The sequence below is a fragment of the Sporosarcina jiandibaonis genome (assembly GCF_013184495.1).
GTDB classification, from domain to species: Bacteria; Bacillota; Bacilli; order Bacillales_A; family Planococcaceae; genus Sporosarcina; species Sporosarcina jiandibaonis.
This window is the reverse complement of the sequence record NZ_JAAOIY010000001.1, coordinates 363,423-387,071: the sequence shown is the minus strand read 5'-3', so window position 1 is coordinate 387,071 and position 23,649 is coordinate 363,423. Positions and strand designations below refer to the sequence as shown.

The window sequence follows — 23,649 nt, the reverse complement described above, 5'->3', positions numbered from 1 at the left end:
ATGACATTTTATTGTCGTGATCCATCTTTTTTTATAAAACGCGCCTGTACACGTCCGTTTTTTCGGTCCCGATGAAGCAGAAAACCCGCGAAAAATGCCAATCCCGCACCAAACATAATGAGACCCGTAAGAAACTGCAACCAACTTGCAGGAAAAGGGAAGAAAAGAATTCCATATAGTGAATCTCTCATAAGCTTTATTCCACCAGCAGCAAAAACTCCTGGGATTAAAAGTACGATAAAAGCAGCTAAGCGTGCCATTAAAAACATCTCCTTTGGTCACCTATAATTTTACCTTCAGAAGATATATTGTCAAGAAGAGGGCAATCATGTATGATAATATTGTAATTGCAAAAGATTGCACGCGCCAAAAAGGAGAATGAATATCCTTGCAAAACGTTCTCATTGTCGGGGCAGGAACAGGCGGCTTAATAATTCTGGACCTACTCCAAAATCTTGAATTTATGAATGTGAAAGCAATCATTGACACGGATGAAAGAGCACCAGGGATTACACGAGCAAAAGAACTTGGAATACCATACGGAAATGATTGGAAGGAACATCTTTCGCCAAATATACATATCGTTTTTGATGTATCGGGCAGCGAGACAGTTTTTGCCGAATTATTAAAAGCGAGATCCGATCATACTGTTTTAATTCCCGGTTCGGTAGCAAACCTTCTTGTTCGCCTTCTTGAAGAGAATGATACATATACCAGGCGGATTCGTGCTGAAGTTCATAAACAACGCATGGTTTTTAATTCTGTTGAAGAAGGCATGATCGGCATTAATAAGCACGGGAAGGTAGACTTTTTTAATCATAGCGCCGCTCGCATGATAGGTACGGCAATTGAAGACGCAATCGGCAAAACGATCACTGAAGTCATACCGACATCAAGGTTGACCCATGTCTTAGATTCTGGCAGGGCAGAGTTAAACAAAGAATTAGTACTGCCTAATGGTCTTAAAATAGTCACATCGAGATACCCGCTACATGACCATAAAGGAAAATTAGTAGGAGCATTTGCGGTATTCAAAGATATGACTGAAGTCTTGACGCTTGCAGAAGAGATTACAGATTTGAAAAAAATCCAGACGATGCTAGAGGCAATTATTCATTCAAGTGATGATGCAATTTCTGTCGTAGACGAAAATGGAAATGGAATACTAGTTAATCCTGCATACACGCGTATAACAGGACTGACAGCGGACGAAGTAATAGGGAAACCAGCCGCAGTTGATATAATCGAAGGCGAAAGTATCCATATGAAAGTTTTGAAAACTAGGCAGCCTGTTCGAGGTGTTAATATGCGTGTTGGCGAAAATAACACTGAAGTAATCGTCAACGTTGCGCCGATAATTGTCGATAGGCAAATACGCGGTAGCGTCGGGGTGATTCATGACATTACCGAAATGAGAAATCTGATGAATGAGCTAGACCGAGCACGAACGATTATTCGTAAACTGGAATCGACTTATACATTTGATGATGTATATGGAAAATCAGCGGATATTGAAATTGCGATTGAACAAGCTAAGCTTGCCGCCCGAAATAGCCTGCCTGTCTTGCTACGAGGCGAACCGGGAAGCGGAAAAGAACTTTTCGCGCATGCAATTCATAGTGCAAGTGAACAAAAGTATAGCAAGTTTGTTCGGGTGAATTGTGCAAATCATCCTTTTGATTTGGAAGCTGAATTATTCGGTAAACATGATGAATCCCAAACAAATGATTTTAATGATAGTTTGTTTATCCAATCAAAAAACGGCACACTTTATTTAGATGAAATTTCGGATATGCCGTTAGACGTACAAAAAAAGCTGCTGATTTATTTGCGAGAAGGGATTATTTATCCGGGCGGCAGAGAAGACCCAATGCATTTACCTGTTCGCATCATTGCAGCATCATCTAAAAGTCTAGAAAAAGCAAAGTATAATGGTACATTTTTAGAAGACTTGTATTATCTATTGAACAGGATTTCAATACAGATACCTTCGCTTCGGACACGAAAAGAAGATATTCCTGTCATTGTCGAGAATCTGCTTATTAAGTTAAATCAAGAATTCGGCATGAATGTAAAAGGAATAACGAAAGAGGCACAAGACTTTTTAAAGCGCTTCGATTGGCCAGGAAATGTTCGAGAATTGGAAAATGTGTTAAGCCGGGCAATGATTTATACCAATCAAGGAAAGAAGATATTAGAACTTGAGGATGTCACGAAATCCCTTTTTTCCGAAAATCATGCTGAAGAAGATACTGTTCTTCCGGATAAAAGCACGTTAGCTTCAATCATGGATGATTACGAAAAAACCATTCTTGAAACTGCACTTCGTGAAAATGATGGCAATAAATCGATTACTGCTAACAGATTAGGAATTTCTCTCAGGTCACTTTATTATAAGTTAGAAAAATTTAACCTCGTGTAATTAGGAGGAATTGCAAATGACAACACTTGCATCAATTGTCGAAAAAGCAGCTATGCAAGATGATCCTATTGTAGCGGTCGCTTCCGCAGCTGATATGGAAGTGCTTACAGCAGTCTATGAAGCAGTAAATAATGAAATAGCGTCATTTATATTATTTGACGATCAAGAAAAAGTTCATCATTTACTTTCTCGAAACTTTCGTGAGTTACTCTCCAATGAAAAAATCCAGATTCATCATACGAAAAATCTGAAAGAATCAGCGGTTGAAGCTGTAAAGGCAGTTTCGAGTGGGCAAGCGCATATTTTGATGAAAGGAAATATCCCGACGTCAGTGCTTTTGAAAGAAGTTTTAAATAGCGATTATGGGCTTAGGACAGGAAAGATTCTTTCCCATGTTGCAGCGTTTGAGGTGCCAAACTATGATAGACTTTTGTTTGTTACAGATGCAGCCATGAATATAGCGCCTGATCTTGAGGCGAAAGCGCAAATCATTCGGAATGCAGTAGAAACTGCTCATTCGTGCGGTTTAAGTGAACCGAACGTTGCACCTCTTGCTGCCGTTGAAACGATTAATCCTGCCATGACCCCGACAATCGATGCTGCTTCTTTAGTTGTTATGAGTCAACGCGGTCAGATTGATGGTTGTGTAATAGAAGGTCCGTTGGCACTTGATAATGCAATTTCAATAGAGGCCGCCAGACAAAAAGGAATAACTGGCCCAGCAGCCGGGAAAGCGGATATCTTAGTCGTTCCGAATATCGAAGCAGGTAACATTTTATATAAATCACTTATTTACTTTGCGCAGGCAAAAGTTGGAGCAGTCATACAAGGAGCCAGCGCGCCGATCGTATTAACTTCGAGGGCAGATAGTGCAGAAAGCAAACTTTATTCGCTTGCACTTGCAATCCTTTCTACATCAAGAAAATGAACGCGTACTTAACTAAGGAGGAATTAATAATGGAAATTTTCAAGTATATGGAAAATGAAGATTTTGAGCAAGTTGTCTTTTGTCAGGATAAAACATCAGGTTTAAAAGCAATTATCGCAATTCACGACACAACACTTGGCCCAGCTCTTGGTGGTACACGTATGTGGACGTATGCAAGTGAAAGCGAAGCAATTGAAGATGCGCTTCGATTAGCACGGGGAATGACTTATAAAAATGCAGCAGCGGGATTAAATCTTGGCGGTGGAAAAACGGTTATTATCGGCAATCCAAGAACAGATAAAAATGATGAAATGTTCCGTGCATTCGGCCGTTACATAGAAGGCTTAAACGGTCGTTATATTACTGCGGAGGATGTTGGAACGACTGAAGATGACATGGATCTCATTCACCTAGAAACGGATTATGTAACCGGAACTTCATCAGGAGGATCATCTGGTAATCCTTCACCAGTTACTGCATACGGCATTTATGTGGGCATGAAAGCAGCAACAAAAGAAGCTTTTGGCACGGATTCACTCGAAGGCAAAACAATTGCTGTACAAGGCGTCGGCAACGTTGCTTACACACTGTGTGAACATTTGCACGCGGAAGGCGCAAAACTAATCGTCACAGATATTAATAAAGAAGCCGTTCAACGCGCTGTTGATGCGTTCGGCGCGACAGCAGTCGACATTGATGAGATCTATTCACAAGATGCGGATATTTTCGCACCATGCGCGCTCGGAGCAGTTATTAATGATGAAACAATTCCGCAATTCAAGTGCAAAGTAATTGCCGGTTCTGCAAACAACCAATTAAAAGAAAATCGCCACGGCGACCAGATTCATGAAATGGGTATTGTTTATGCACCCGATTACGTTATAAACTCAGGCGGAGTCATCAATGTAGCTGATGAATTATCTGGCTATAATCGTGAACGCGCATTAAAGCGAGTAGAGGGAATTTACGATATAATCGGAGAGATTTTCAACATTTCTAAACGTGATAATATCCCGACATACGTTGCTGCTGACCGCTTGGCGGAAGAACGAATTGCACGTGTTGCAAAATCACGCAGTCAATTTTTACAAAATGAAAAAAGTGTTTTAACAGGGCGATAATAAAGGATTAATGTGGAAGGAGAAATTAATGTGCAAGCAACAGAATACAGAGTTTTAGTGATTAACCCAGGATCTACTTCTACAAAAATCGGGGTTTACATCGATGATAAATTACTCATGGAAAGCACCATCCGACATTCGGTAGAAGAGGTTGCACAATATCCTTCCATAATTGATCAATATAGTTTCCGAAAAGATGCCATTTTGAAAGCATTGGAATCGGAGGGCATCAGCATTTCAAAACTGAACGCTGTCTGTGGACGCGGCGGTTTATTGCGACCGATAGAAGGCGGAACGTATGAAGTTAACGATGTCATGCTGGATGATTTAAGAAAAGGATATTCGGGTCAACATGCATCCAACCTTGGCGGGATTTTGGCCAATGAAATTGCGAAAGGTCTTAATATACCAGCTTTCATCGTCGATCCAGTTGTCGTCGACGAACTAGAACCAGTCGCTCGAATATCCGGTTTTTCTTTAATTAATCGTAAATCGATTTTTCATGCATTAAATCAAAAAGCAGTTGCTAGAAGATATGCAGACCAAGTAAATAAGAAGTATGAGGAACTTCGCCTCATCGTGACGCATATGGGCGGCGGGATTACAGTAGGCGCCCATGCTGAAGGCAGAGTGATCGATGTTAATAACGGATTGCATGGAGATGGTCCATTCAGTCCGGAAAGAGCAGGAACTGTGCCCACGGGCGATCTCGTCGATTTATGTTTCTCAGGCAATTACTTCCGGAGCGAGGTAATGAAATCACTCGTCGGCGAAGGCGGCTTGGTCGGTTATCTTGGAACGAATGATGCTGTTCTTGTTGAAAAAAGAATTGCTGCTGGCGATGAAAAGGCAAAACTGATTTACGATGCAATGGCTTATCAAATTGCAAAAGAAATCGGCAGTGCAGCTGCAGTATTGGAAGGCCGAATCGATGCAATTATATTGACCGGCGGACTTGCTTATGGAAAAGAGTTTATTGAGTCAATTTCATCTAAGGTTGACTGGATTTCTGATGTTGTCGTATATCCAGGCGAAGATGAATTACAAGCACTTGCTGAAGGCGCAATTCGAGTGCTATCAGGCGAGGAAAAAGCAAAAAACTATCCATCTCAACGGGTAGTTTCAGGGAGGTAACTGATTTGGGACGAGAATATGATGTAGTCATATTAGGCGGTGGAACGGGTGGTTATGTAGCTGCCATACGAGCCGCGCAACTGGGACTGAAAACGGCACTTGTAGAAAAAGATATGCTGGGCGGAACATGCTTGCATAAAGGATGCATTCCGAGTAAAGCCTTATTAAAAAGTGCTGAAGTCTATGACTTGGCGAAAAATCAGGCCGCACAATTCGGGGTAGATGCAAATGATGTATCACTCGATTTTAGCCGTGTGCAAGAACGTAAAAATGGTATTGTGAAACAACTGCACCAAGGTGTTACCGGGCTAATGAAAAAAGGGAAAATCGATGTTTTTGAAGGATTAGGCAGAATGCTCGGACCGTCTATATTCTCTCCTATGCCAGGAACAATATCAGTTGAAATGAAAAACGGCGAAGAAAATGAAATGCTCATTCTTAAACATTTGATCATCGCAACAGGCTCAAGACCAAAGTCATTACCGGGATTAGAAATCGATGAAATCGATGTCTTATCTTCTGATGGAGCACTGTCATTGGAAACGCTTCCAAAATCAATCGTTATCGTCGGAGGCGGAGTAATTGGAATTGAGTGGGCGTCTATGTTGCATGATTTTGGTGTTGAAGTAACTGTACTTGAATATGCGGATCGGATCATTCCGACTGAAGATGAAGATATTTCTAAAGAAATGAAAAAGATTCTATCGAAAAAAGGAATCACTATCGTAACGAGTGCGAAGGTATTGCCGGAGACGCTTGTAAAAGAGACTGGTTCAGTTACAATCTCCGCAGAAATTTCAGGAGAGACGAAAGAATATACCGCTGAAAAAATGCTTGTGTCGGTTGGACGCCAAGCAAATGTTGAAGGTATAGGGATTGAAAATACTGAAATTGATGTGGTTAACGGTTTTATACAAACAAGACCGACGTTTCAAACGAAAGAACATCATATTTATGCAATTGGCGATGTTATTGGCGGTCTTCAACTTGCCCATGTAGCTTCTCATGAAGGAATTGCTGCAGTTGAACATATCGCGGGTTTAAAAAATGATCCAATAGAATATAAAAAGATTTCGCGTTGTATTTACTCAAGCCCGGAAGTATCAAGTGTCGGAATTACTGAGCAACAAGCAAAAGATCAAGGCTATGTCGTTAAAGTAGGAAAGTTTCCATTTATGGCAATCGGAAAATCGCTCGTTAACGGAAATTCTGATGGATTCGTCAAAATTATCGCTGACAAGGAAACGGACGATATTCTTGGCGTCCATATGATTGGCTCCCATGTCACTGAACTTATATCGGAAGCAGGTTTAGCAATGGTTCTTGATGCAACGCCGTGGGAAGTAGCAAGTACGATTCATCCACATCCATCTCTTTCGGAAGTAATGGGCGAAGTGGCATTGGCCGTGGATGGAAAAGCGATACACATGTAAAAGGGGGATTTATAAAAATGGCAAAAAATCGTCATGAAGAACTCGGTTTAACCGATCAAGACGTCTTAAACATTTTTGAAACGATGGTTCGCGCGCGCCGAGTCGATGAGCGGATGTGGTTATTAAATCGCGCGGGGAAAATACCTTTCGTCATTTCATGTCAAGGTCAAGAAGCAGCCCAAGCCGGTGCAGCATTTGCACTAGACAAAGATAAGGATTGGATCGCACCTTATTATCGTGATATGGCAGTCGTTTTACATTTTGGAATGACAACAAAAGAGCTCATGCTTTCCGCATTCGCAAAAGCCGAAGATCCGAATTCAGGCGGTCGTCAAATGCCGGGGCACTTCGGGCAAAGAAAAAACCGGATACTGACAGGTTCGTCTCCAGTAACAACACAGTTACCGCATGCAGTCGGTGTTGCACTAGCCGCGAAAATGAAGAAGGAAGACTTTATCACATTTGTAACATTAGGAGAAGGTTCTTCCAACCAAGGCGATTTCCATGAAGGAATGAACTTTGCGGGTGTTCATAAATTACCGACTGTTATTATGGTTGAAAACAATAAATATGCGATTTCCGTTCCGATCGAAAAACAAATTGCGGCTGAAAACGTATCAGACCGGGCAATCGGATATGGCATGCCAGGTTTCACGGTGGATGGAACGGATCCACTTGAAGTCTATCGTGTAGTTAAAGAAGCTGCGGACCGTGCGCGCCGAGGAGAAGGGCCGAGTCTCGTTGAAACGGTTTGTTACAGACTAACTTCCCACTCATCCGATGATGACCACCGTCAATATCGTTCTGCTGAAGAGCTTGAGATTGAGAAATCGAAAGATCCAAATATTACGTTTGCGGCTTATTTGAAAGAAGTAGGCGTTTTAACAGATGAAATAGAAAAAGAAATGGAAGAGCGTATTATGAAAGAAGTTAACGAAGCGACTGATTATGCAGAGAATGCTCCTTATGCAGATCCTGAAACAGCGCTCCTTCATGTGTATGCTGAAGATGGGGGGAACGAATAATGACGGTAATGTCTTTTATTGATGCAATTACCCTTGCGATGAAAGAAGAAATGGAACGAGATGATCGCGTTTTCGTTGTTGGTGAAGACGTTGGTGTAAAAGGCGGCGTATTTAAAGCTACGCAAGGCTTATACGAACAATTTGGCGAAGCGCGTGTTATCGATGCGCCTTTAGCGGAGTCTGCCATTGCAGGTGTCGGCATCGGAGCTGCTATGTACGGTTTGCGTCCTATTGCGGAAATGCAATTTGCCGATTTTATCATGCCGGCCGTTAACCAAATTGTTTCTGAAGCTGCAAAAATTCGTTACCGTTCTAATAACGATTGGTCTTGCCCGATTGTTATTCGAGCACCATTTGGCGGAGGTGTCCACGGGGCGCTTTATCACTCGCAATCCGTTGAAGCGATGTTCGCAAGCACACCGGGTTTGAAAATCGTTATTCCATCTACGCCTTATGATGCGAAAGGCCTCTTAAAAGCAGCGATTCGTGATGAAGATCCTGTCTTGTTTTTCGAACATAAGCGTGCTTACCGTTTAATTAAGGGTCAAGTTCCGGATGATGATTATGTACTCCCAATCGGAAAAGCGGATGTGAAACGTGAAGGCGATGATATCACGATTATCACATACGGTCTTTGTGTGCACTTTGCGCTACAAGCTGCTGAACGTCTTGCCGAAGATGGTATTTCATCCCATATTCTAGATTTACGGACTGTCTACCCACTTGATAAAGAAGCGATTATTGAAGCCGCTTCGAAAACTGGAAAAGTACTTCTCGTAACTGAAGACAATATGGAAGGTAGCATTATGGGAGAAGTCGCTGCAATTATTTCCGAAAACTGTCTATTTGACCTGGATGCTCCTATAAAACGTATTGCGGGTCCAGACGTTCCGGCGATGCCATACGCACCGACAATGGAACGATTCTTTATGATGAACCCTGATAAAGTCGAAAAAGCAGCACGTGATCTTGCTGAGTTTTAAAAGAGATGGAGGTAAATTGATTGGCTATTGAAAATATTTTAATGCCGCAACTTGGTGAAAGCGTAACAGAAGGCACCATTGAAAAATGGCTTGTAAAACCCGGCGACACAGTCAATAAATACGATCCGCTCGCTGAAGTGAATACGGACAAAGTGAATGCTGAAATTCCCTCTTCATTCAGTGGAACGATTAAAGAGTTAGTTGCACAAGAAGGAGAAACACTAGATGTCGGTTCGATTGTTTGTGTGATTGAAACTGAAGAAGCCAGCAGTGACGCATCTGAACCGCAAATAGCTGCGTCACCCGCAAAACCAGAACCAGCAAATGAAATGCCGGCAGAAGGTTCGCTTCAACCAACTTCGCCTATTAAGCAAGATAAAGGCGAAAGTGGAAGATACTCGCCAGCGGTTCTCCGCCTATCACAAGAAAATAATATCGACTTATCTCTTGTTGAAGGATCAGGACGCGGTGGAAGGATAACACGTAAGGATTTGTTAGCGATAATCGAAAGCGGGGAAATGCCAAAAGCTGCTCCAGTTCAAGAGGAAGCTACATCAAAACAAACGCCAACGCCAACACCAACAAAATCCGAACCTGTGCAACAGCCGAAAACTGAAGTGCCGGTCATGGCAGGCGATATTGAAATTCCTGTCACTGGAGTACGTCGGGCCATTGCGAATAATATGTTGCGCTCGAAGCATGAAGCGCCGCATGCCTGGATGACTGTTGAAGTCGACGTAACGAATTTAGTTGCTTACCGCGATTCATTGAAAGATGAATTCAAACAGAAGGAAGGATTCAACTTAACGTACTTTGCATTTTTTGTTAAAGCAGTCTCACAAGCATTGAAAGAATTCCCGATGATGAATTCCATGTGGGCCGGCGACAAAATCATTCAGAAAAAAGATATTAATATTTCAATCGCTGTGGCAACTGAAGATTCCTTGTTTGTTCCGGTGATCAATCATGCAGATGAAAAAACGATAAAAGGAATCGGTCGTGATATACAAGAGTTGGCTACAAAAGTTCGTACAGGAAAATTGAAATCATCTGAAATGCAAGGCGGAACTTTCACGGTGAATAACACCGGTTCATTTGGTTCCGTTCAATCTATGGGAATTATCAATTATCCGCAAGCGGCAATCCTTCAAGTCGAGTCGATTGTCAAGCGTCCAGTTATCATGAACGGCGGTATGATTGCCGCACGCGATATGGTTAACTTGTGCTTGTCTCTTGATCACCGAGTGCTTGACGGACTTGTCTGCGGACGTTTCCTAGCACGCGTAAAAGAAATTCTTGAAAATGTTTCGGCAGAAAATACATCAATTTATTAATAAATTTTACCGCCTGGAACCTGAATTATGGTTCCGGGCTTTTTCAACTTACAAATTCCGGGACGCTCATGTAAAATAGAGGTAAGTATAGTAGATTGGGAGGGAATGGGAAAAGTGACCATACATAAGATGAGGACGACAAATTTTGAAGACAGAAATTATTTGGAATGGAAAGAAGTCGCTGTTAAATCATTAAGGGGAAAACCTTTTGAAGAACTGATTACGAAAACACCAGAAGGAATCGATTTACAGCCGTTATATGTTGAGGAACAATTAGATAATACGAACACAATTGATACGATTAGACAGGCAAAAAAGCAACCCGGTTGGATTGTTGCACAGCAGCAATATGCTGCTGATGGGCAATCTTTTGTTGCGGAGCTTATGAGTTCAATTGAACGCGGGAATGAAGCAATTGTTTATGACGGGACAAACCAACTTGAATGGGACGAAAAATCCCTAGAAAGTTTGGCAGAACTTGTAGTTTCATACCCAATATTCATAATAAATACAAATGAAAACGATCAACTACTTAATATATTTGATAACGTAGCTCAGGAAGACCGTAGCAAGGTGCGGGGAGCGATTTCGATTACTGGTTGGTGTTTACCTGATGGTTACACAAACGTTCGTACAATTTCTGCAGATGTACGCAGTGCTCATTTAAAAGGCGCGGACGCTGTCACAGAGTTGGCACTTGCAATTGCTGAAGGGGCGGAAATAGCGACTACCTATAAAACGTTTGGTGAATTTAGCGATCAATTTTTCGTCCGTTTCGCGATTGACACTCATTTTTTTATGGAAATTGCCAAAATTCGCGCTTTTCGCATTCTATGGAATGCACTAGGAAAATCATTTGGCGAGATAAAAGTTGCACATATTCCTATTTTGACAGAAACATCGCTTAGAACCTATTCGAAATTAGATCCGTACGTCAATTTATTGCGCGCGGGAAATGAAGCGTTTTCAGCAGTTCTAGGCGGTGCCGATGTGATTACTGTTCATCCTCACGATGTGTTGACAGGCACGACTCCGGCGTCAATTCGCTACGCACGAAATGTTCAACTCGTTATTAAAAATGAAACACTTGTAGATAAAGTGCTAGATCCATCTGGCGGTTCTTATTTTATCGATACTTTGACGAATGAACTTGTAGAAAAAGCTTGGGACTTATTTGTTGAAATCGACGCTGCCGGCGGTTATGAAACTTATGTCAAAAGCGGAAAACTTGAACAACGTTTGAAAGTAAATAGGTTAGCAAGTTCTGAAAAAGTTGCCAAAGGTACGAAGTCATTAATCGGCACAAATATTTATGCGGATTTATCAGCGATTGAATTGAAAGTTGACGATGGAGTCGAAGTAGAAGGTCGTCTAGCAGAACCTTTTGAAGATATAAGAGCTCATTTTCAAGAACAACAACCGAAAACAGTGTTAGTAACATTTGGAGAATTAAAAGACGTTAAGCCGCGGGCCGATTTTGTAAGCGGATTTTTAGCTACAGGAGGCATTCATTCAGAATGGAGTCCACTATTCAATAATGCGCAAGAAGCAAATGAGTGGCTCGCGATTGAAAAACCGGATTATGCAGTTGTCTGTGCAAACTCGAATGTAACTGAAGAAATCGTAACTGATTTACTTGAGGGACTCCCTAATGGAATTTTAATTGATGCGGCTGGAAAGTACGAAACTGATGTAAGTGAGAAATGGCTTGCAAATGGCCTTAATGGTTTCATGTTCAGCGGGCAGGACAGAATTAAGAAACTGACAGATATTAAAAATAGTTGGAAAGGAGACGCGAAAAATGAAAAAGCCTGATTTTAGACAAGTAAATCCATTGCTTGATGCCGAATCATTAACCGAAGCATCTCCTTTAGCAGGCAACCCATTTCGTACGAATGAAGGAATCGACATTAAAGCAGTTTATTCAAAAGAAGATGTTGAAAGCGTTTCCCATTTGAATGATTACCCCGGGATCGCACCGAACACGCGCGGTCCGTATCCGACTATGTATGTATCGAGACCTTGGACAGTTCGTCAATATGCGGGCTTTTCAACGGCTGAAGAAAGTAACGCATTTTATAGACGGAACCTCGCGATGGGACAAAAAGGGTTATCGGTCGCGTTCGACTTAGCTACGCACCGAGGTTATGATTCTGATCATCCACGCGTAATGGGTGATGTTGGTAAAGCTGGAGTTGCGATCGATTCGGTTGAAGATATGAAAATATTATTCGACGGAATCCCTCTTGATGAAATGTCCGTTTCGATGACAATGAACGGCGCTGTGTTGCCTGTCATGGCGTTTTATATCGTCGCAGCGGAAGAACAAGGCGTCACGCCCGAAAAATTAGCAGGAACTATTCAAAATGATATTTTAAAAGAATATATGGTACGAAACACATATATTTTCCCGCCGGAAATGTCGATGAAAATTATTGCCGATATTTTTGAATTCACATCCGGGAAAATGCCTAAATTCAACTCGATTTCAATTTCGGGCTATCATATGCAAGAAGCGGGTGCCACTGCGGATATCGAATTGGCGTATACGCTAGCTGACGGACTTGAATATGTTCGTACAGGATTACATGCCGGCATCGATATCGATTCATTTGCACCAAGATTATCATTTTTCTGGGCAATCGGTAAAAACTACTTTATGGAAATCGCAAAAATGCGAGCTGCTCGGAAAATGTGGGCGCAGATGATTCAATCATTTGAACCGGAAAATCCTAAATCACTGGCACTGCGCACACATTCACAAACGTCCGGTTGGAGCTTGACCGAACAAGATCCGTTTAACAATGTCACGCGAACGCTTATCGAAGCAAATGCCGCAGCGATGGGACATACTCAGTCCCTCCATACAAATGCATTGGATGAAGCAATCGCGCTTCCTACTGACTTTTCAGCGCGGATCGCTCGAAATACTCAATTGTTTTTACAAGAAGAAACGCTGATGACAAAAATTGCGGATCCATGGGGCGGATCGTATTATGTTGAAAAACTGACAGACGAACTGATGGAGAAGGCTTGGGAATTAATAGAAGAAATCGAAGAGCTTGGCGGAATGGCGAAAGCGATTGAAACGGGTCTTCCAAAAATGAAAATCGAAGAAGCCGCTGCTAAACGTCAAGCGCAAATTGATTCTAAAGCAGAGTCGATCATCGGCGTCAATAAATACCAACTTGACGTTGAGGAACCGATTGATATTTTAGATATCGATAATACTGTCGTTAGACAAAAACAAATTGACCGAATCAATCAAACGAAAGCTACACGCGACTTAGCTGAAGTTAAACGTAGCCTTGAAGCGTTGACGGAAACTGCTCGAACGGGTAAAGGAAATCTTCTTGCAAAAGCCGTCGATGCGGCTCGTGCGCGCGCAACGATAGGTGAAATTTCAGATGCGATCGAGTCGGTATCTGGAAGACATAAGGCGGTGATTCGTTCTGTGAGCGGAGTATACAGTTCAAACTTTTCGAACCAAGATGAGATTGATGAAGTGAAACAGATGGCTGAAGATTTCTTGGAAAACGAAGGACGGAGACCAAGAATTTTAATCGGTAAAATGGGGCAGGACGGCCACGACCGCGGGGCTAAAGTGATTGCTTCTTCTTTCGCGGACTTGGGTTTTGACGTCGATATCGGACCGCTATTTCAAACACCAGAAGAAACAGCACTGCAAGCAGCTGAAAACGATGTGCATGTCATCGGAGTTAGTTCGCTTGCGGCCGGTCATAAAACGCTTGTTCCGGAATTGAGAAATGAGCTTGTGAAAATAGGACGCGAAGATATATTGATCGTTGTCGGAGGTGTGATTCCAGCACAAGACTATGAATTTCTTCGTGCAAACGGCGCTTCTGCCATATTCGGTCCCGGAACTGTCATACCAGTCGCGGCACAAAAAGTAATCGAAGAGATTTACCGCAGGCTTGGGTACGAGGAAGTGTCGGATTAATGAATCGTAAAGATCATATTCGTGACGATAGCGCCATGAACGTCATGGACGGCATTAATTCTACACATGATGGGATGACAGCTTTACCTCGGAAACGTTTTGTCAAAAAGGAACGGGATATTCCAATTTCGGATTTGACTACTAATATTACGAACGGCTCGCGTCTCGATCTAGCAAAAGGGATTACGCTTATAGAAAGCATTTCAGAGTCCGATAAAAAGGCGGGGCAAGAACTTCTTCTCAGTTTACTTCCGAAAACGGGAAATAGTATTCGTATTGGGATCACGGGAGTGCCCGGTGCTGGAAAAAGCACTTTTATCGAAAGCTTCGGGCTTATGCTGGCACAAGCTGGCCATAAAGTGGCAGTGCTTGCAATCGACCCGAGTTCTTCGCTTACGGGGGGCAGTATTTTGGGGGATAAAACACGGATGGAAGAATTGGCGAAACACCCTAACGCTTTCATCCGGCCTTCGCCAACAGCAGGCACGTTAGGCGGTGTTCATAAAAAAACGCGTGAAACGATGCTTTTATGCGAAGCGGCCGGATACGATATTATTTTAATCGAAACAGTCGGTGTCGGACAAAGTGAAACCGTCGTTCGCGGGATGGTGGATTTCTTCATGCTGCTTGTTTTGACAGGTGCGGGTGATGAGTTGCAAGGGATGAAAAAAGGCATAATGGAGCTTGCGGATATGATTGTCGTTCATAAAGCGGACGGCGATAATTTGAAACTAGCTAAAAAAACTGTCCGAGAATACAAACAATTACTTCATTTTTTACAACCCGCTTCTCCTGGATGGACATCCGCGGCACTACCAGTATCTTCGCTTGCTAAAACAGGGTTAGATGATGTTTGGGGAACAATAGGTAAATTTAAGAAGAAGATGGAAGAAGCTAATTACTGGGCAGTGCGTAGAAATGAACAAACGAAAGACTGGTTCAGAGCCATGATTGAAAATCGTATAATCGAATCTTTTTTCTCAGAACCGGGTCGTAAAGAAAAAATGTCATCATTGGAGCAAGAATTGATCAAAGGAAATATTACGTTAACGAACGCTGTTGAGCAGTTGTTTGTAAAATAGAAAAAACAATGATTATTTACAGTTTTATAGTTGCAAGTCCTTTGCATGTCAATAATGCTCCTGTTATGATTACAATGAAGAAAGAAAGGAGTTAGATAGTAATGACTATGGATTTTAATCTCTTAATGAATGAAACAGTAACTCGAGCACGCTCCGAAATGGATGCAATCGGATATGAACAATTGACAACACCTGAACAAGTGGAGGATGCAGTTAAACGTCCGGGCACGACACTTGTCATGATAAACTCGGTTTGCGGCTGTGCTGGTGGAATTGCACGTCCTGCAGCACAACATGCGGTCCACTATGATAAGCGCCCAGATCATCTAGTAACTGTTTTTGCTGGACAAGATAAAGAAGCTACAGCACAGGCACGCATGCATTTTGGCGAGGATCACTTGCCATCATCCCCGTCATTCGCATTATTAAAAGACGGAAAATTAGTGGCCGAAATTGGCCGGTACGAAATCGAAGGGCATGACCCGATGTCAGTCGTTGCAAACTTGCAAAGCCATTTTGAAGAGCATTGCGAAGAAGTATAATTAGAAATTAAAAAAACTGTCCAGACACATTCCATGTGTGTCCGAACAGTTTTTTTGTGTACATTTATCTCTGGATAGCAGGTACCCCTATCAAGGGGAGTTACATCATGCTAAAACCCATTCCAAGTCCAGAAAGTAACATGGCAGCGATCATAATATAAAGAATCCATTTGCGAACGTTTTTATTGGCCATTTTTCTAATCTCCTTAAAATAATACTTACTCCAATTTTAACAGAAATTGCAGAATTCACAACAGGTAGCAGATTCTTCTTGAAAAATGTTACAATAGAAGGAAGGGAGGGGTTTTGGTGAAAAACGTTGACCATATCGGAATTGCTGTAAAGAATATCGATGATTCACTTGATTACTACATACATACGCTCGGCCTTAAATTGCTAGCAATCGAAGAAGTGGAAAGTCAAAAAGTACGCGTGGCATTCATTGATGCCGGAAACATTAAACTGGAATTACTTGAACCTATGGATGAAGGCGGCGCGGTCGCAAAGTTTATTGAAAAAAGAGGCGAAGGCATTCACCATATCGCATTCGGGGTTACGGACATCCGGTCAAGAATGGGTGAACTTGAAGAAAAAGGGGTCCAATTATTATCAGCTGAACCAAAACCAGGTGCCGGTGGTGCCGAAGTTGCATTTTTGCATCCGAAATCTTCTTTCGGCGTCTTATATGAACTGTGTGAAAAAAGGGATAAAGGGGAATAATTGAATGGACATATACGATAAAATCAATGAACTTTATGATAAGCGAAGAGCAATTGAACTAGGCGGCGGCGATGAACGAATCGAGAAGCAACATGAAAAAGGGAAACTGACTGCACGAGAACGGATCGATCTTCTGCTAGATAAAGATACATTTGTCGAATTAAACCCGTTCGTCACGCATCGGACAAGAGATTTCGGCATGGACATGCAAGTAGGACCAGGGGACGGCGTCGTTACTGGATACGGTAAGATTGATGGCAGACCCATCTATTTGTTCTCCCAAGATTTCACTGTTTTTGGCGGAGCACTCGGGGAAATGCATGCCATGAAAATTGCAAATGTCATGGATCTAGCTGCTAAAAATGGTGCGCCATTTATCGGTTTAAATGATTCGGGCGGCGCTAGAATTCAAGAAGGCGTTGTTTCTTTAGACGGTTATGGGGAAATCTTTTATCGAAACGCAATTTATTCCGGAGTTATTCCGCAAATTTCGGTAATTTTAGGGCCATGTGCAGGTGGCGCTGTTTATTCGCCAGCAATTACAGATTTTGTGTTTATGACCGACAAAACAAGCCAAATGTTTATCACTGGACCGAAAGTGATCGAAACGGTAACTGGTGAAAAAATTTCTTCGGAAGCGCTCGGCGGATCTAAAGTACATAACTCAATTAGCGGGAATGCGCATTTCCGCGGAAAAGATGAAAAGACTGTTTTGGAAAGTGTTCGTCAACTATTGTCTTATTTGCCTCAAAATAACGAAGAAAAACCGCCTATCGCAGATTATGCTGACAGCGATGATTATCGTCCTGATCTTGCAGATATCGTTCCATATGAAGGCATACGTCCTTACGATATTCGACGCGTGATTGAACAAGTCGTCGATACAGATTCATTTATGGAAGTTCAACCTGAATTCGCTCGTAATATTGTCGTCGGACTCTCCCGCATTAAAGGGGAAACGGTCGGTTTAGTTTGCAATCAGCCGCGCGTCATGGCTGGCGGTCTGGATATCGATTCTTCTGATAAGGCGGCCCGTTTTATTCGTTTTTGTGATGCCTTTAACATTCCGATTATAACATTTGAAGATGTTAGCGGATTTTTCCCGGGAGTAAAACAAGAGCACGGGGGCATTATTCGACACGGAGCAAAAATCTTGTATGCGTATTCAGAAGCCACTGTTCCAAAAATGACTGTTATTTTACGAAAAGCTTTCGGCGGGGCGTATGTTGCACTTAATTCGAAATCAATCGGTGCAGACGTTGTCTATGCATGGCCGAATGCAGAAATAGCAGTTATGGGACCTGAAGGCGCGGCAAACATTATATTCTCACGCGATATCGCTAACTCGGATAACCCAGATAAAACACGTGCAGAGAAAATTGAAGAATATCGTGAGAAATTTGCCAATCCATATGTCGCAGCTTCTCATGGAATGGTTGATGACGTTATCGATCCAAGAGAAACGCGCATTAAGCTAATTCAAGCATTGGATATGATGCGGAATAAAAAAGAAACAAGACCTAAAAAGAAACATGGAAATATACCGCTTTAAGGAGAGGGAATTTATTGAATAAAGAAAGACTATTAGAAGAATTTTTCGAGCTCGTGCAAATCGATTCAGAAACAAAAGATGAAAGAGCAATTGCAGATGTATTAAAAGTGAAAATGGAAGAACTCGGGTTTACAGTCATTGAAGACGATTCCGCACAAAGAAGCGGGCACGGTGCGGGAAATCTAATCGCTTCTATTAAAGGAAACGTGGCTGACGCGGATTCCATTTACTTCACATGTCATATGGATACCGTTGTTCCAGGTCTTGGAATAAAACCAGAACTGCGCGAAGACGGCTATGTCTATTCCGATGGCACGACAATTCTCGGCGCGGACGATAAAGCAGGCATCGCGGCATTATTTGAAATGATGCGCACGGTTAAAGAAAATTATATCTCTCACGGGGATATTCAATTTATCATTACCGCGGGTGAAGAAAGCGGACTTGCAGGTGCGAAAGAAATGGACGCTTCACTAATCACATCAAAATACGGTTATGCGGTAGACAGCGACGGCAAAGTAGGCGGCATCGTTACATCTGCTCCGTATCAAGCTAAATTATGGACGACGATTAACGGTAAAACTGCGCATGCAGGCGTTGCCCCTGAAAAAGGTGTATCTGCGATCAATATTGCAGCAAAGTCAATTTCTGCAATGACGCTTGGCCGTATTGATGCTGAAACGACAGCAAATATAGGAAGTTTCCACGGTGGACGCGCGACAAATATCGTATGCGATGAAGTTACTATCGTAGCGGAAGCTCGTTCGATTAATCCAGAAAAACTAAAAAAACAAACGGATCATATGGTTTCAACATTTGAACAAGTAGCTGAACAAATGGGCGGTCAAGCTCAAACTGAAGTTCAAGAAATGTATCCAGGATTCAGCTTCGAAGAAAGTGCCGAAGTCGTTCAAACAGCCGTTCAAGCAATTAACAATATAGGTAGAACTCCAGAATTGTTAACAAGCGGCGGAGGTAGTGACGGTAACGTCTTTAACGGCGCAGGTATCCCGACTGTCACATTATCTGTTGGGTATGAAGAGATTCACACGACAAATGAACGGATGCCAGTAGAAGAATTGAATAAGCTGACCGAATTACTAATAGAAATCGTTAAGGTCACAGCATCAAAATAATCTAGTAAATACCAATAGATGGGGGGAAGTCATGTGGCGACTGTCGGTGAAACACGGGCACGGGTCATCCTGCATCTTGATATGAATAGTTTCTTCGCATCAGTTGAACAAGCGCATGACCCCTCTCTAAAAGGGATTCCTATGGCGGTTGCGGGAAATCCGAAACAACGCCGCGGGATTCTTGTTACTTGTTCGTATGAAGCGAGAGCGCTCGGCATCTATACGACGATGACGGTCGGGGAAGCAAGGCGACTTTGCCCCGACTTGGTTATCGTTCCGCCTGATTTCGAAAAGTATAGAATCGCATCTAGAGCCGTGTTCGATCTGTTGCGAACGTATACGGATCTAGTTGAACCGGTTTCAATTGATGAAGCATATATCGATATTACTGACATCGGCGGGCTAACCGATGCTATTTCTATTACGGAAGAGATTCAACGACGAATCTTGCAAGAACTTGATTTGCCCTGTTCAATCGGTATTGCCCCGAATAAGTTTCTGGCAAAAACGGCCTCTGATATGAAAAAGCCCATGGGCATCACGATTTTACGAAAACGTGAAATCGAAACAATCCTTTGGCCGTTACCTGTCATTGAGATGCATGGCATTGGAAAAAGTACCGAAAAGAAAATGAATGAACTCGGAATCCATACTATCGGAGATTTGGCAACGGCCGATGAAAAGATGGTTAGATTATCTCTTGGGAAAAATGGAGAACGATTAAGGAAACGAGCAAACGGCATTGATTACCGACCTGTAGATCCGGAAGCGGCAGAAGAACGAAAAAGTGTAGGAAGTTCTACAACATTACCGATTGATGAAACTGCACTGAGCGAATGCTTGAAAACATTCAAATGGTTGGCCAATAAAGTCGCACTCCGATTGGACCGCGAACAACTTGCGGGTACTGTAATCATGATTCAAATCCGCACTGCCGATTGGAAAAACCAGACGAGAAGCAGAACGATGCTCAATCCATTGTATAAAGAAGAAGAAATTTATAATGAAGCCATCGAATTATTCAAATTGTATTGGGACGGTGAACCGATCCGGCTTTTAGGAATTACGGTATCAAACGTTATCCCGATGAATGAAATATACGAGCAATTATCGATTTATAATTTTGAAAAACATGCGGAGGCGGAAAAAATTGATAGCCTCGTGAAAACAATAGAACAAAAATTTGGAACGGGTTCCATTAAAAGAGGGCATACCTAACATTACGTAGAAAGGCGGGCGAATTACTTTGGAATTGCAGTTTTTAGGTACGGGCGCAGGGATGCCGTCAAAAATGCGTAATACGTCTTCCGTAGTTCTAAATCTTTCTGCAGAAGGAGAAGGATTATGGCTGTTTGACTGCGGAGAAGCGACACAACATCAAATCTTACATACTTCATTGAAACCGAGTAAAATATCTAGGGTTTTTATTACCCACTTACACGGTGATCATATTTTAGGCTTACCGGGACTATTGAGTTCTAGGTCATTTCTTGGCGGTGAAGATGCCCTTCATATTTATGGACCAGTCGGACTAGAAGAATGGCTGACAACAACCTTTCAACTTACTCAAACTCATTTAACTTATCAACTTGTCTTTCATGAAGTTACCGACGGGATTGTTTTTGAAAATGAACATTTTCTTGTCACAGCTAAATCATTGCGCCATGTCATCCCGTGCTTCGGTTATCGAATTGAACAAAAACCGCTTCAAGGGAAATTGCTTATCGATGAAGCTATAAAAAAAGGCGTTCCTAAAGGACCTTTGTTGAAACAATTAAAAGATGGAGAAGACGTCGAATTGCCGGATGGCCGACTCGTCTTAAGCAAAGATGTCACGGGCGAGCCACAAGAAGGATTTACCGTTACGATTCTTGGCGACACGCGTTATTGCGATGAAGCAATTGAGTTGGCGCATAAAGCGGATATTTTAGTTCATGAAGCAACTTTCGATTTAGATACGGGCGAGCTTGCAAAAGACTATGGTCATTCAACAATAGGAGATGCGGCCACCACCGCGGAAAAAGCTGAAGCAAAAACACTTATCGCCAACCATATTAGTGCTAGATTTATGCCGAAAGATATTCCGGAATTGTTGAAGCAAGGGAAAGCCATTTTTCCAGAACTTTATATTGCCGAAGACTTTGCGAGGTTTGAATGGAAAAACCACACAGTAATTCAGTTAGATAGTAAATAAGTAAACCCACGAAAAATTTGTCTTTTCGTGGGTTTACCTTTATCGTGGGCTGTCTAAAGTTAAAATATCCAGCCGCGTTCGTATTGTTTTGGCACTTCAATTTTAACATTGAGTTCATTCGCTGCCGTATATGCCCAATAAGGATCACGTAATAATTCACGGGCCAGTAAAATCATATCGGCTCGGTTGTTTTTCAAGATTTCTTCTGCCTGGATACCAGTAGTGATTAGACCGACAGCCCCAGTTGCAATGTCTGCGCCTTCTTTGATTGTTTCTGAAAACTTCACTTGATAACCCGGATAAGCATCGATTCTTGCGGGAACCACTGCACCGGAACTCACATCAATTAAATCAACACCTTGCGCATTCATCCACTTTGCCATTTCAATATAAGCTTCCGGTGTCATGCCGCCTTGGGTGTAATCATGTGCGGAAATCCGGACGAATAAAGGTCCCTCCCAAACTGAACGCACTTCATCGATGATTTCACGTAAAATGCGGTATCGATTTTCATTCGACCCACCATATTCATCTGTCCGTTTATTCGATAAAGGAGATAAAAACTCATTGATCAGATAACCATGTGCCCCGTGCAGTTCAATGACATCGAATCCAGCTTTCTTCGCCCGGATCGCTCCGTCTTTAAATGCTTGAATCGTTTCCAGGATATCGTCTGTCGTCATTTCTACAGGTGTTTTATAGGAATCGTTGAATGCAATTGGGGACGGTGCAAATATATTACCTTCAACAGTTGCTTTCCGACCGGCATGGGCAAGTTGAATACCTGTTTTTGAGCCGTGTTGTTTCATAAGTCGAACTGTTTCCGCTAGGCCTTCGATATGATCATCACTCCAAATGCCAAGATCTTGCGCGGATATGCGTCCTTCTGGTTGAACAGCCGTCGCTTCCACAATAATAAGCCCGACTTGCCCGACAGCGCGCGTTGCATAATGAGTCTTATGCCAGTCTTCAATCATGCCGTCGTCATGATGACTCGAATACATGCACATCGGGGACATCACAATACGGTTTTTAAATTCGACATCGCGTATTGTGAAGGGTTCAAATAACTTAGCCAAATATATAACCTCCCAAATTAATTCTTCTATTAGTATAGCAAAAAGGTAATGTTCGAGGCTGTATAGGTGCTTAGCTAAATGCATCAGTTTTGACGAAAGTAAGCAACTTTCTCATTAAAAATACAGTTTTAAGTATTAATTTTGTGCACCCAGTTCACGCGACCGTGCCGTTGCTTTTTCAATACACTCCGAAATCGTTTCTTTAAATAAACGATTTTCCAATGCCTGTAGCCCGGCTGCAGTCGTGCCGCCTGGACTCGTCACGTTTTCCCGGAGTTCAGCTGGTTCCGTTCCAGTTTCTTTCATCATTGCGGCGGCACCTTCGAGCGTTTGAATGATGAGCGAACGTGCCACATCTTTTGTCAGACCTTTACTTAACGCAGCTTCTTCAAGCGCCTCCGCCAAGAAATAGACATAGGCCGGGCCACTTCCGGAAAGGGCCGTTACCGCATGTAAATCATCTTCTTCCACTTCTTTCACTAATCCAATCGATTCCAATAAACCTAGAAGCTGTTTTCTCATATTTTCATCCACAGCTGCGTTCATTGCTATACCGGTTGCTGATTTTCCAATCGTTGCCGATGTGTTCGGCATCGATCTCGCAATGGGCCTATTTCCGAGACCGTTTTCAATCGTGTTAATGGAAACCCCGGCGATTACAGATAAAACAGCGGCATTTTTATTTATTAAAGGATAGATGTCCGCCATTGCTTGCTGAATATCTTTCGGCTTCGTCGCAAGTACTACAAGATCCGCGTTTTCGAATGCTTTTTTCTCCCGACAAACAATCGACACGCCATATTTCTTTTGCAAAGAATTCAATCTATCATCATCAGATTTATTCATTACAAACACATCTTGAGGTTGGACTGCGCCTTGCTCTATAATCCCGCCGATAATTGCTTCCGCCATCGAACCTGCACCTACAAATATAATCTTTTCCAAAAAAATCGCCTCTTTCATTTCAATAAAATCAATAAAGCCAATAAAAAAATGCGTTCTC

General features: G+C 42.4%; 21 protein-coding genes. 17 read left to right on the top strand and 4 right to left on the bottom strand.

What is annotated here, in order from left to right:
- Nucleotides 1–8 precede the first annotated feature (8 nt).
- Nucleotides 9–260 carry a DUF2627 domain-containing protein gene (locus G8782_RS01885; RefSeq protein WP_172369215.1) on the bottom strand — a complete coding sequence of 84 codons (252 nt, stop codon included), beginning with the start codon at nucleotides 258–260 and terminating at the stop codon, nucleotides 9–11.
- Nucleotides 261–388: 128 nt separating this feature from the next.
- Here G8782_RS01885 and G8782_RS01880 point away from each other — a divergent pair, with 128 nt between their 5' ends.
- From G8782_RS01880 to G8782_RS01825, 12 genes are all read left to right on the top strand, one after another.
- The gene (locus tag G8782_RS01880; protein ID WP_172369214.1) at nucleotides 389–2,422 is read left to right on the top strand and encodes a sigma 54-interacting transcriptional regulator; all 2,034 of its coding nucleotides are present in this window, start codon (nucleotides 389–391) and stop codon (nucleotides 2,420–2,422) included.
- 16 nt (nucleotides 2,423–2,438) lie between these two features.
- Entirely contained in the window at nucleotides 2,439–3,350 is a 912-nt protein-coding gene (gene yqiS, locus G8782_RS01875; RefSeq protein WP_172369213.1) for a phosphate butyryltransferase, read from the top strand.
- A 29-nt stretch (nucleotides 3,351–3,379) separates the two neighbouring features.
- Nucleotides 3,380–4,471: a branched-chain amino acid dehydrogenase gene (gene bcd / locus G8782_RS01870; RefSeq protein WP_172369212.1), complete on the top strand. Its 1,092-nt coding sequence runs from the start codon at nucleotides 3,380–3,382 to the stop codon at nucleotides 4,469–4,471.
- Between the two features lie 30 nt (nucleotides 4,472–4,501).
- Nucleotides 4,502–5,605 (top strand): butyrate kinase, encoded by a 1,104-nt coding sequence (gene buk, locus G8782_RS01865; protein WP_172369211.1) that lies wholly within the window; start codon nucleotides 4,502–4,504, stop codon nucleotides 5,603–5,605.
- 5 nt (nucleotides 5,606–5,610) lie between these two features.
- Entirely contained in the window at nucleotides 5,611–7,038 is a 1,428-nt protein-coding gene (lpdA, locus tag G8782_RS01860) for a dihydrolipoyl dehydrogenase (RefSeq protein WP_172369210.1), read from the top strand.
- A gap of 17 nt (nucleotides 7,039–7,055) precedes the next feature.
- The gene (locus tag G8782_RS01855; RefSeq protein ID WP_172369209.1) at nucleotides 7,056–8,063 is read left to right on the top strand and encodes a thiamine pyrophosphate-dependent dehydrogenase E1 component subunit alpha; all 1,008 of its coding nucleotides are present in this window, start codon (nucleotides 7,056–7,058) and stop codon (nucleotides 8,061–8,063) included.
- Entirely contained in the window at nucleotides 8,063–9,046 is a 984-nt protein-coding gene (locus tag G8782_RS01850) for an alpha-ketoacid dehydrogenase subunit beta (RefSeq protein WP_172369208.1), read from the top strand. The genes G8782_RS01855 and G8782_RS01850 overlap by 1 nt, the downstream gene beginning before the upstream one ends.
- A 20-nt stretch (nucleotides 9,047–9,066) precedes the next feature.
- Nucleotides 9,067–10,380 carry a dihydrolipoamide acetyltransferase family protein gene (locus G8782_RS01845; RefSeq protein WP_172369207.1) on the top strand — a complete coding sequence of 438 codons (1,314 nt, stop codon included), beginning with the start codon at nucleotides 9,067–9,069 and terminating at the stop codon, nucleotides 10,378–10,380.
- A gap of 114 nt (nucleotides 10,381–10,494) precedes the next feature.
- Nucleotides 10,495–12,195: a methylmalonyl-CoA mutase family protein gene (locus G8782_RS01840; protein WP_172369206.1), complete on the top strand. Its 1,701-nt coding sequence runs from the start codon at nucleotides 10,495–10,497 to the stop codon at nucleotides 12,193–12,195.
- Nucleotides 12,182–14,341 carry a methylmalonyl-CoA mutase gene (gene scpA, locus G8782_RS01835; RefSeq protein ID WP_172369205.1) on the top strand — a complete coding sequence of 720 codons (2,160 nt, stop codon included), beginning with the start codon at nucleotides 12,182–12,184 and terminating at the stop codon, nucleotides 14,339–14,341. Before G8782_RS01840 ends, scpA begins: the two co-directional genes overlap by 14 nt.
- Nucleotides 14,341–15,423 carry a methylmalonyl Co-A mutase-associated GTPase MeaB gene (meaB, locus tag G8782_RS01830; RefSeq protein ID WP_172369204.1) on the top strand — a complete coding sequence of 361 codons (1,083 nt, stop codon included), beginning with the start codon at nucleotides 14,341–14,343 and terminating at the stop codon, nucleotides 15,421–15,423. Before scpA ends, meaB begins: the two co-directional genes overlap by 1 nt.
- 101 nt (nucleotides 15,424–15,524) lie before the next feature.
- Entirely contained in the window at nucleotides 15,525–15,965 is a 441-nt protein-coding gene (locus G8782_RS01825; RefSeq protein ID WP_172369203.1) for a BrxA/BrxB family bacilliredoxin, read from the top strand.
- Nucleotides 15,966–16,065: 100 nt separating this feature from the next.
- Here G8782_RS01825 and prli42 read toward each other — a convergent pair whose 3' ends face one another.
- A complete protein-coding gene (prli42, locus tag G8782_RS01820) occupies nucleotides 16,066–16,158 on the bottom strand; it encodes a stressosome-associated protein Prli42 (protein WP_172369202.1) in 93 nt (30 codons plus the stop codon).
- A gap of 116 nt (nucleotides 16,159–16,274) precedes the next feature.
- Between prli42 and mce the strand changes: the two genes are divergently transcribed.
- Genes mce through rnz form a run of 5 tightly spaced genes read left to right on the top strand, consistent with a single transcriptional unit; the run spans nucleotide 16,275 to nucleotide 21,567 of the window.
- Complete coding sequence (mce, locus tag G8782_RS01815; protein WP_172369201.1) at nucleotides 16,275–16,685, top strand: methylmalonyl-CoA epimerase; 411 nt, start codon at nucleotides 16,275–16,277, stop codon at nucleotides 16,683–16,685.
- A gap of 4 nt (nucleotides 16,686–16,689) precedes the next feature.
- Nucleotides 16,690–18,237: an acyl-CoA carboxylase subunit beta gene (locus G8782_RS01810; protein ID WP_172369200.1), complete on the top strand. Its 1,548-nt coding sequence runs from the start codon at nucleotides 16,690–16,692 to the stop codon at nucleotides 18,235–18,237.
- A gap of 14 nt (nucleotides 18,238–18,251) precedes the next feature.
- Nucleotides 18,252–19,373, top strand: a complete 1,122-nt coding sequence (locus tag G8782_RS01805) for a M20/M25/M40 family metallo-hydrolase (RefSeq protein ID WP_172369199.1) — start codon at nucleotides 18,252–18,254, stop codon at nucleotides 19,371–19,373.
- 18 nt (nucleotides 19,374–19,391) lie between these two features.
- Nucleotides 19,392–20,591: a DNA polymerase IV gene (locus G8782_RS01800; RefSeq protein WP_172369198.1), complete on the top strand. Its 1,200-nt coding sequence runs from the start codon at nucleotides 19,392–19,394 to the stop codon at nucleotides 20,589–20,591.
- Nucleotides 20,592–20,619: 28 nt separating this feature from the next.
- Nucleotides 20,620–21,567, top strand: a complete 948-nt coding sequence (gene rnz / locus G8782_RS01795; protein ID WP_172369197.1) for a ribonuclease Z — start codon at nucleotides 20,620–20,622, stop codon at nucleotides 21,565–21,567.
- A gap of 59 nt (nucleotides 21,568–21,626) precedes the next feature.
- On the opposite strand, the gene namA is transcribed toward rnz, so the two are convergent.
- Both namA and proC read right to left on the bottom strand, forming a co-directional pair.
- Nucleotides 21,627–22,646, bottom strand: coding sequence for an NADPH dehydrogenase NamA (gene namA, locus G8782_RS01790; RefSeq protein ID WP_246231520.1), 1,020 nt, complete (start codon nucleotides 22,644–22,646; stop codon nucleotides 21,627–21,629).
- Between the two features lie 135 nt (nucleotides 22,647–22,781).
- Nucleotides 22,782–23,591, bottom strand: coding sequence for a pyrroline-5-carboxylate reductase (proC, locus tag G8782_RS01785; protein WP_172369195.1), 810 nt, complete (start codon nucleotides 23,589–23,591; stop codon nucleotides 22,782–22,784).
- Nucleotides 23,592–23,649: the final 58 nt, after the last annotated feature.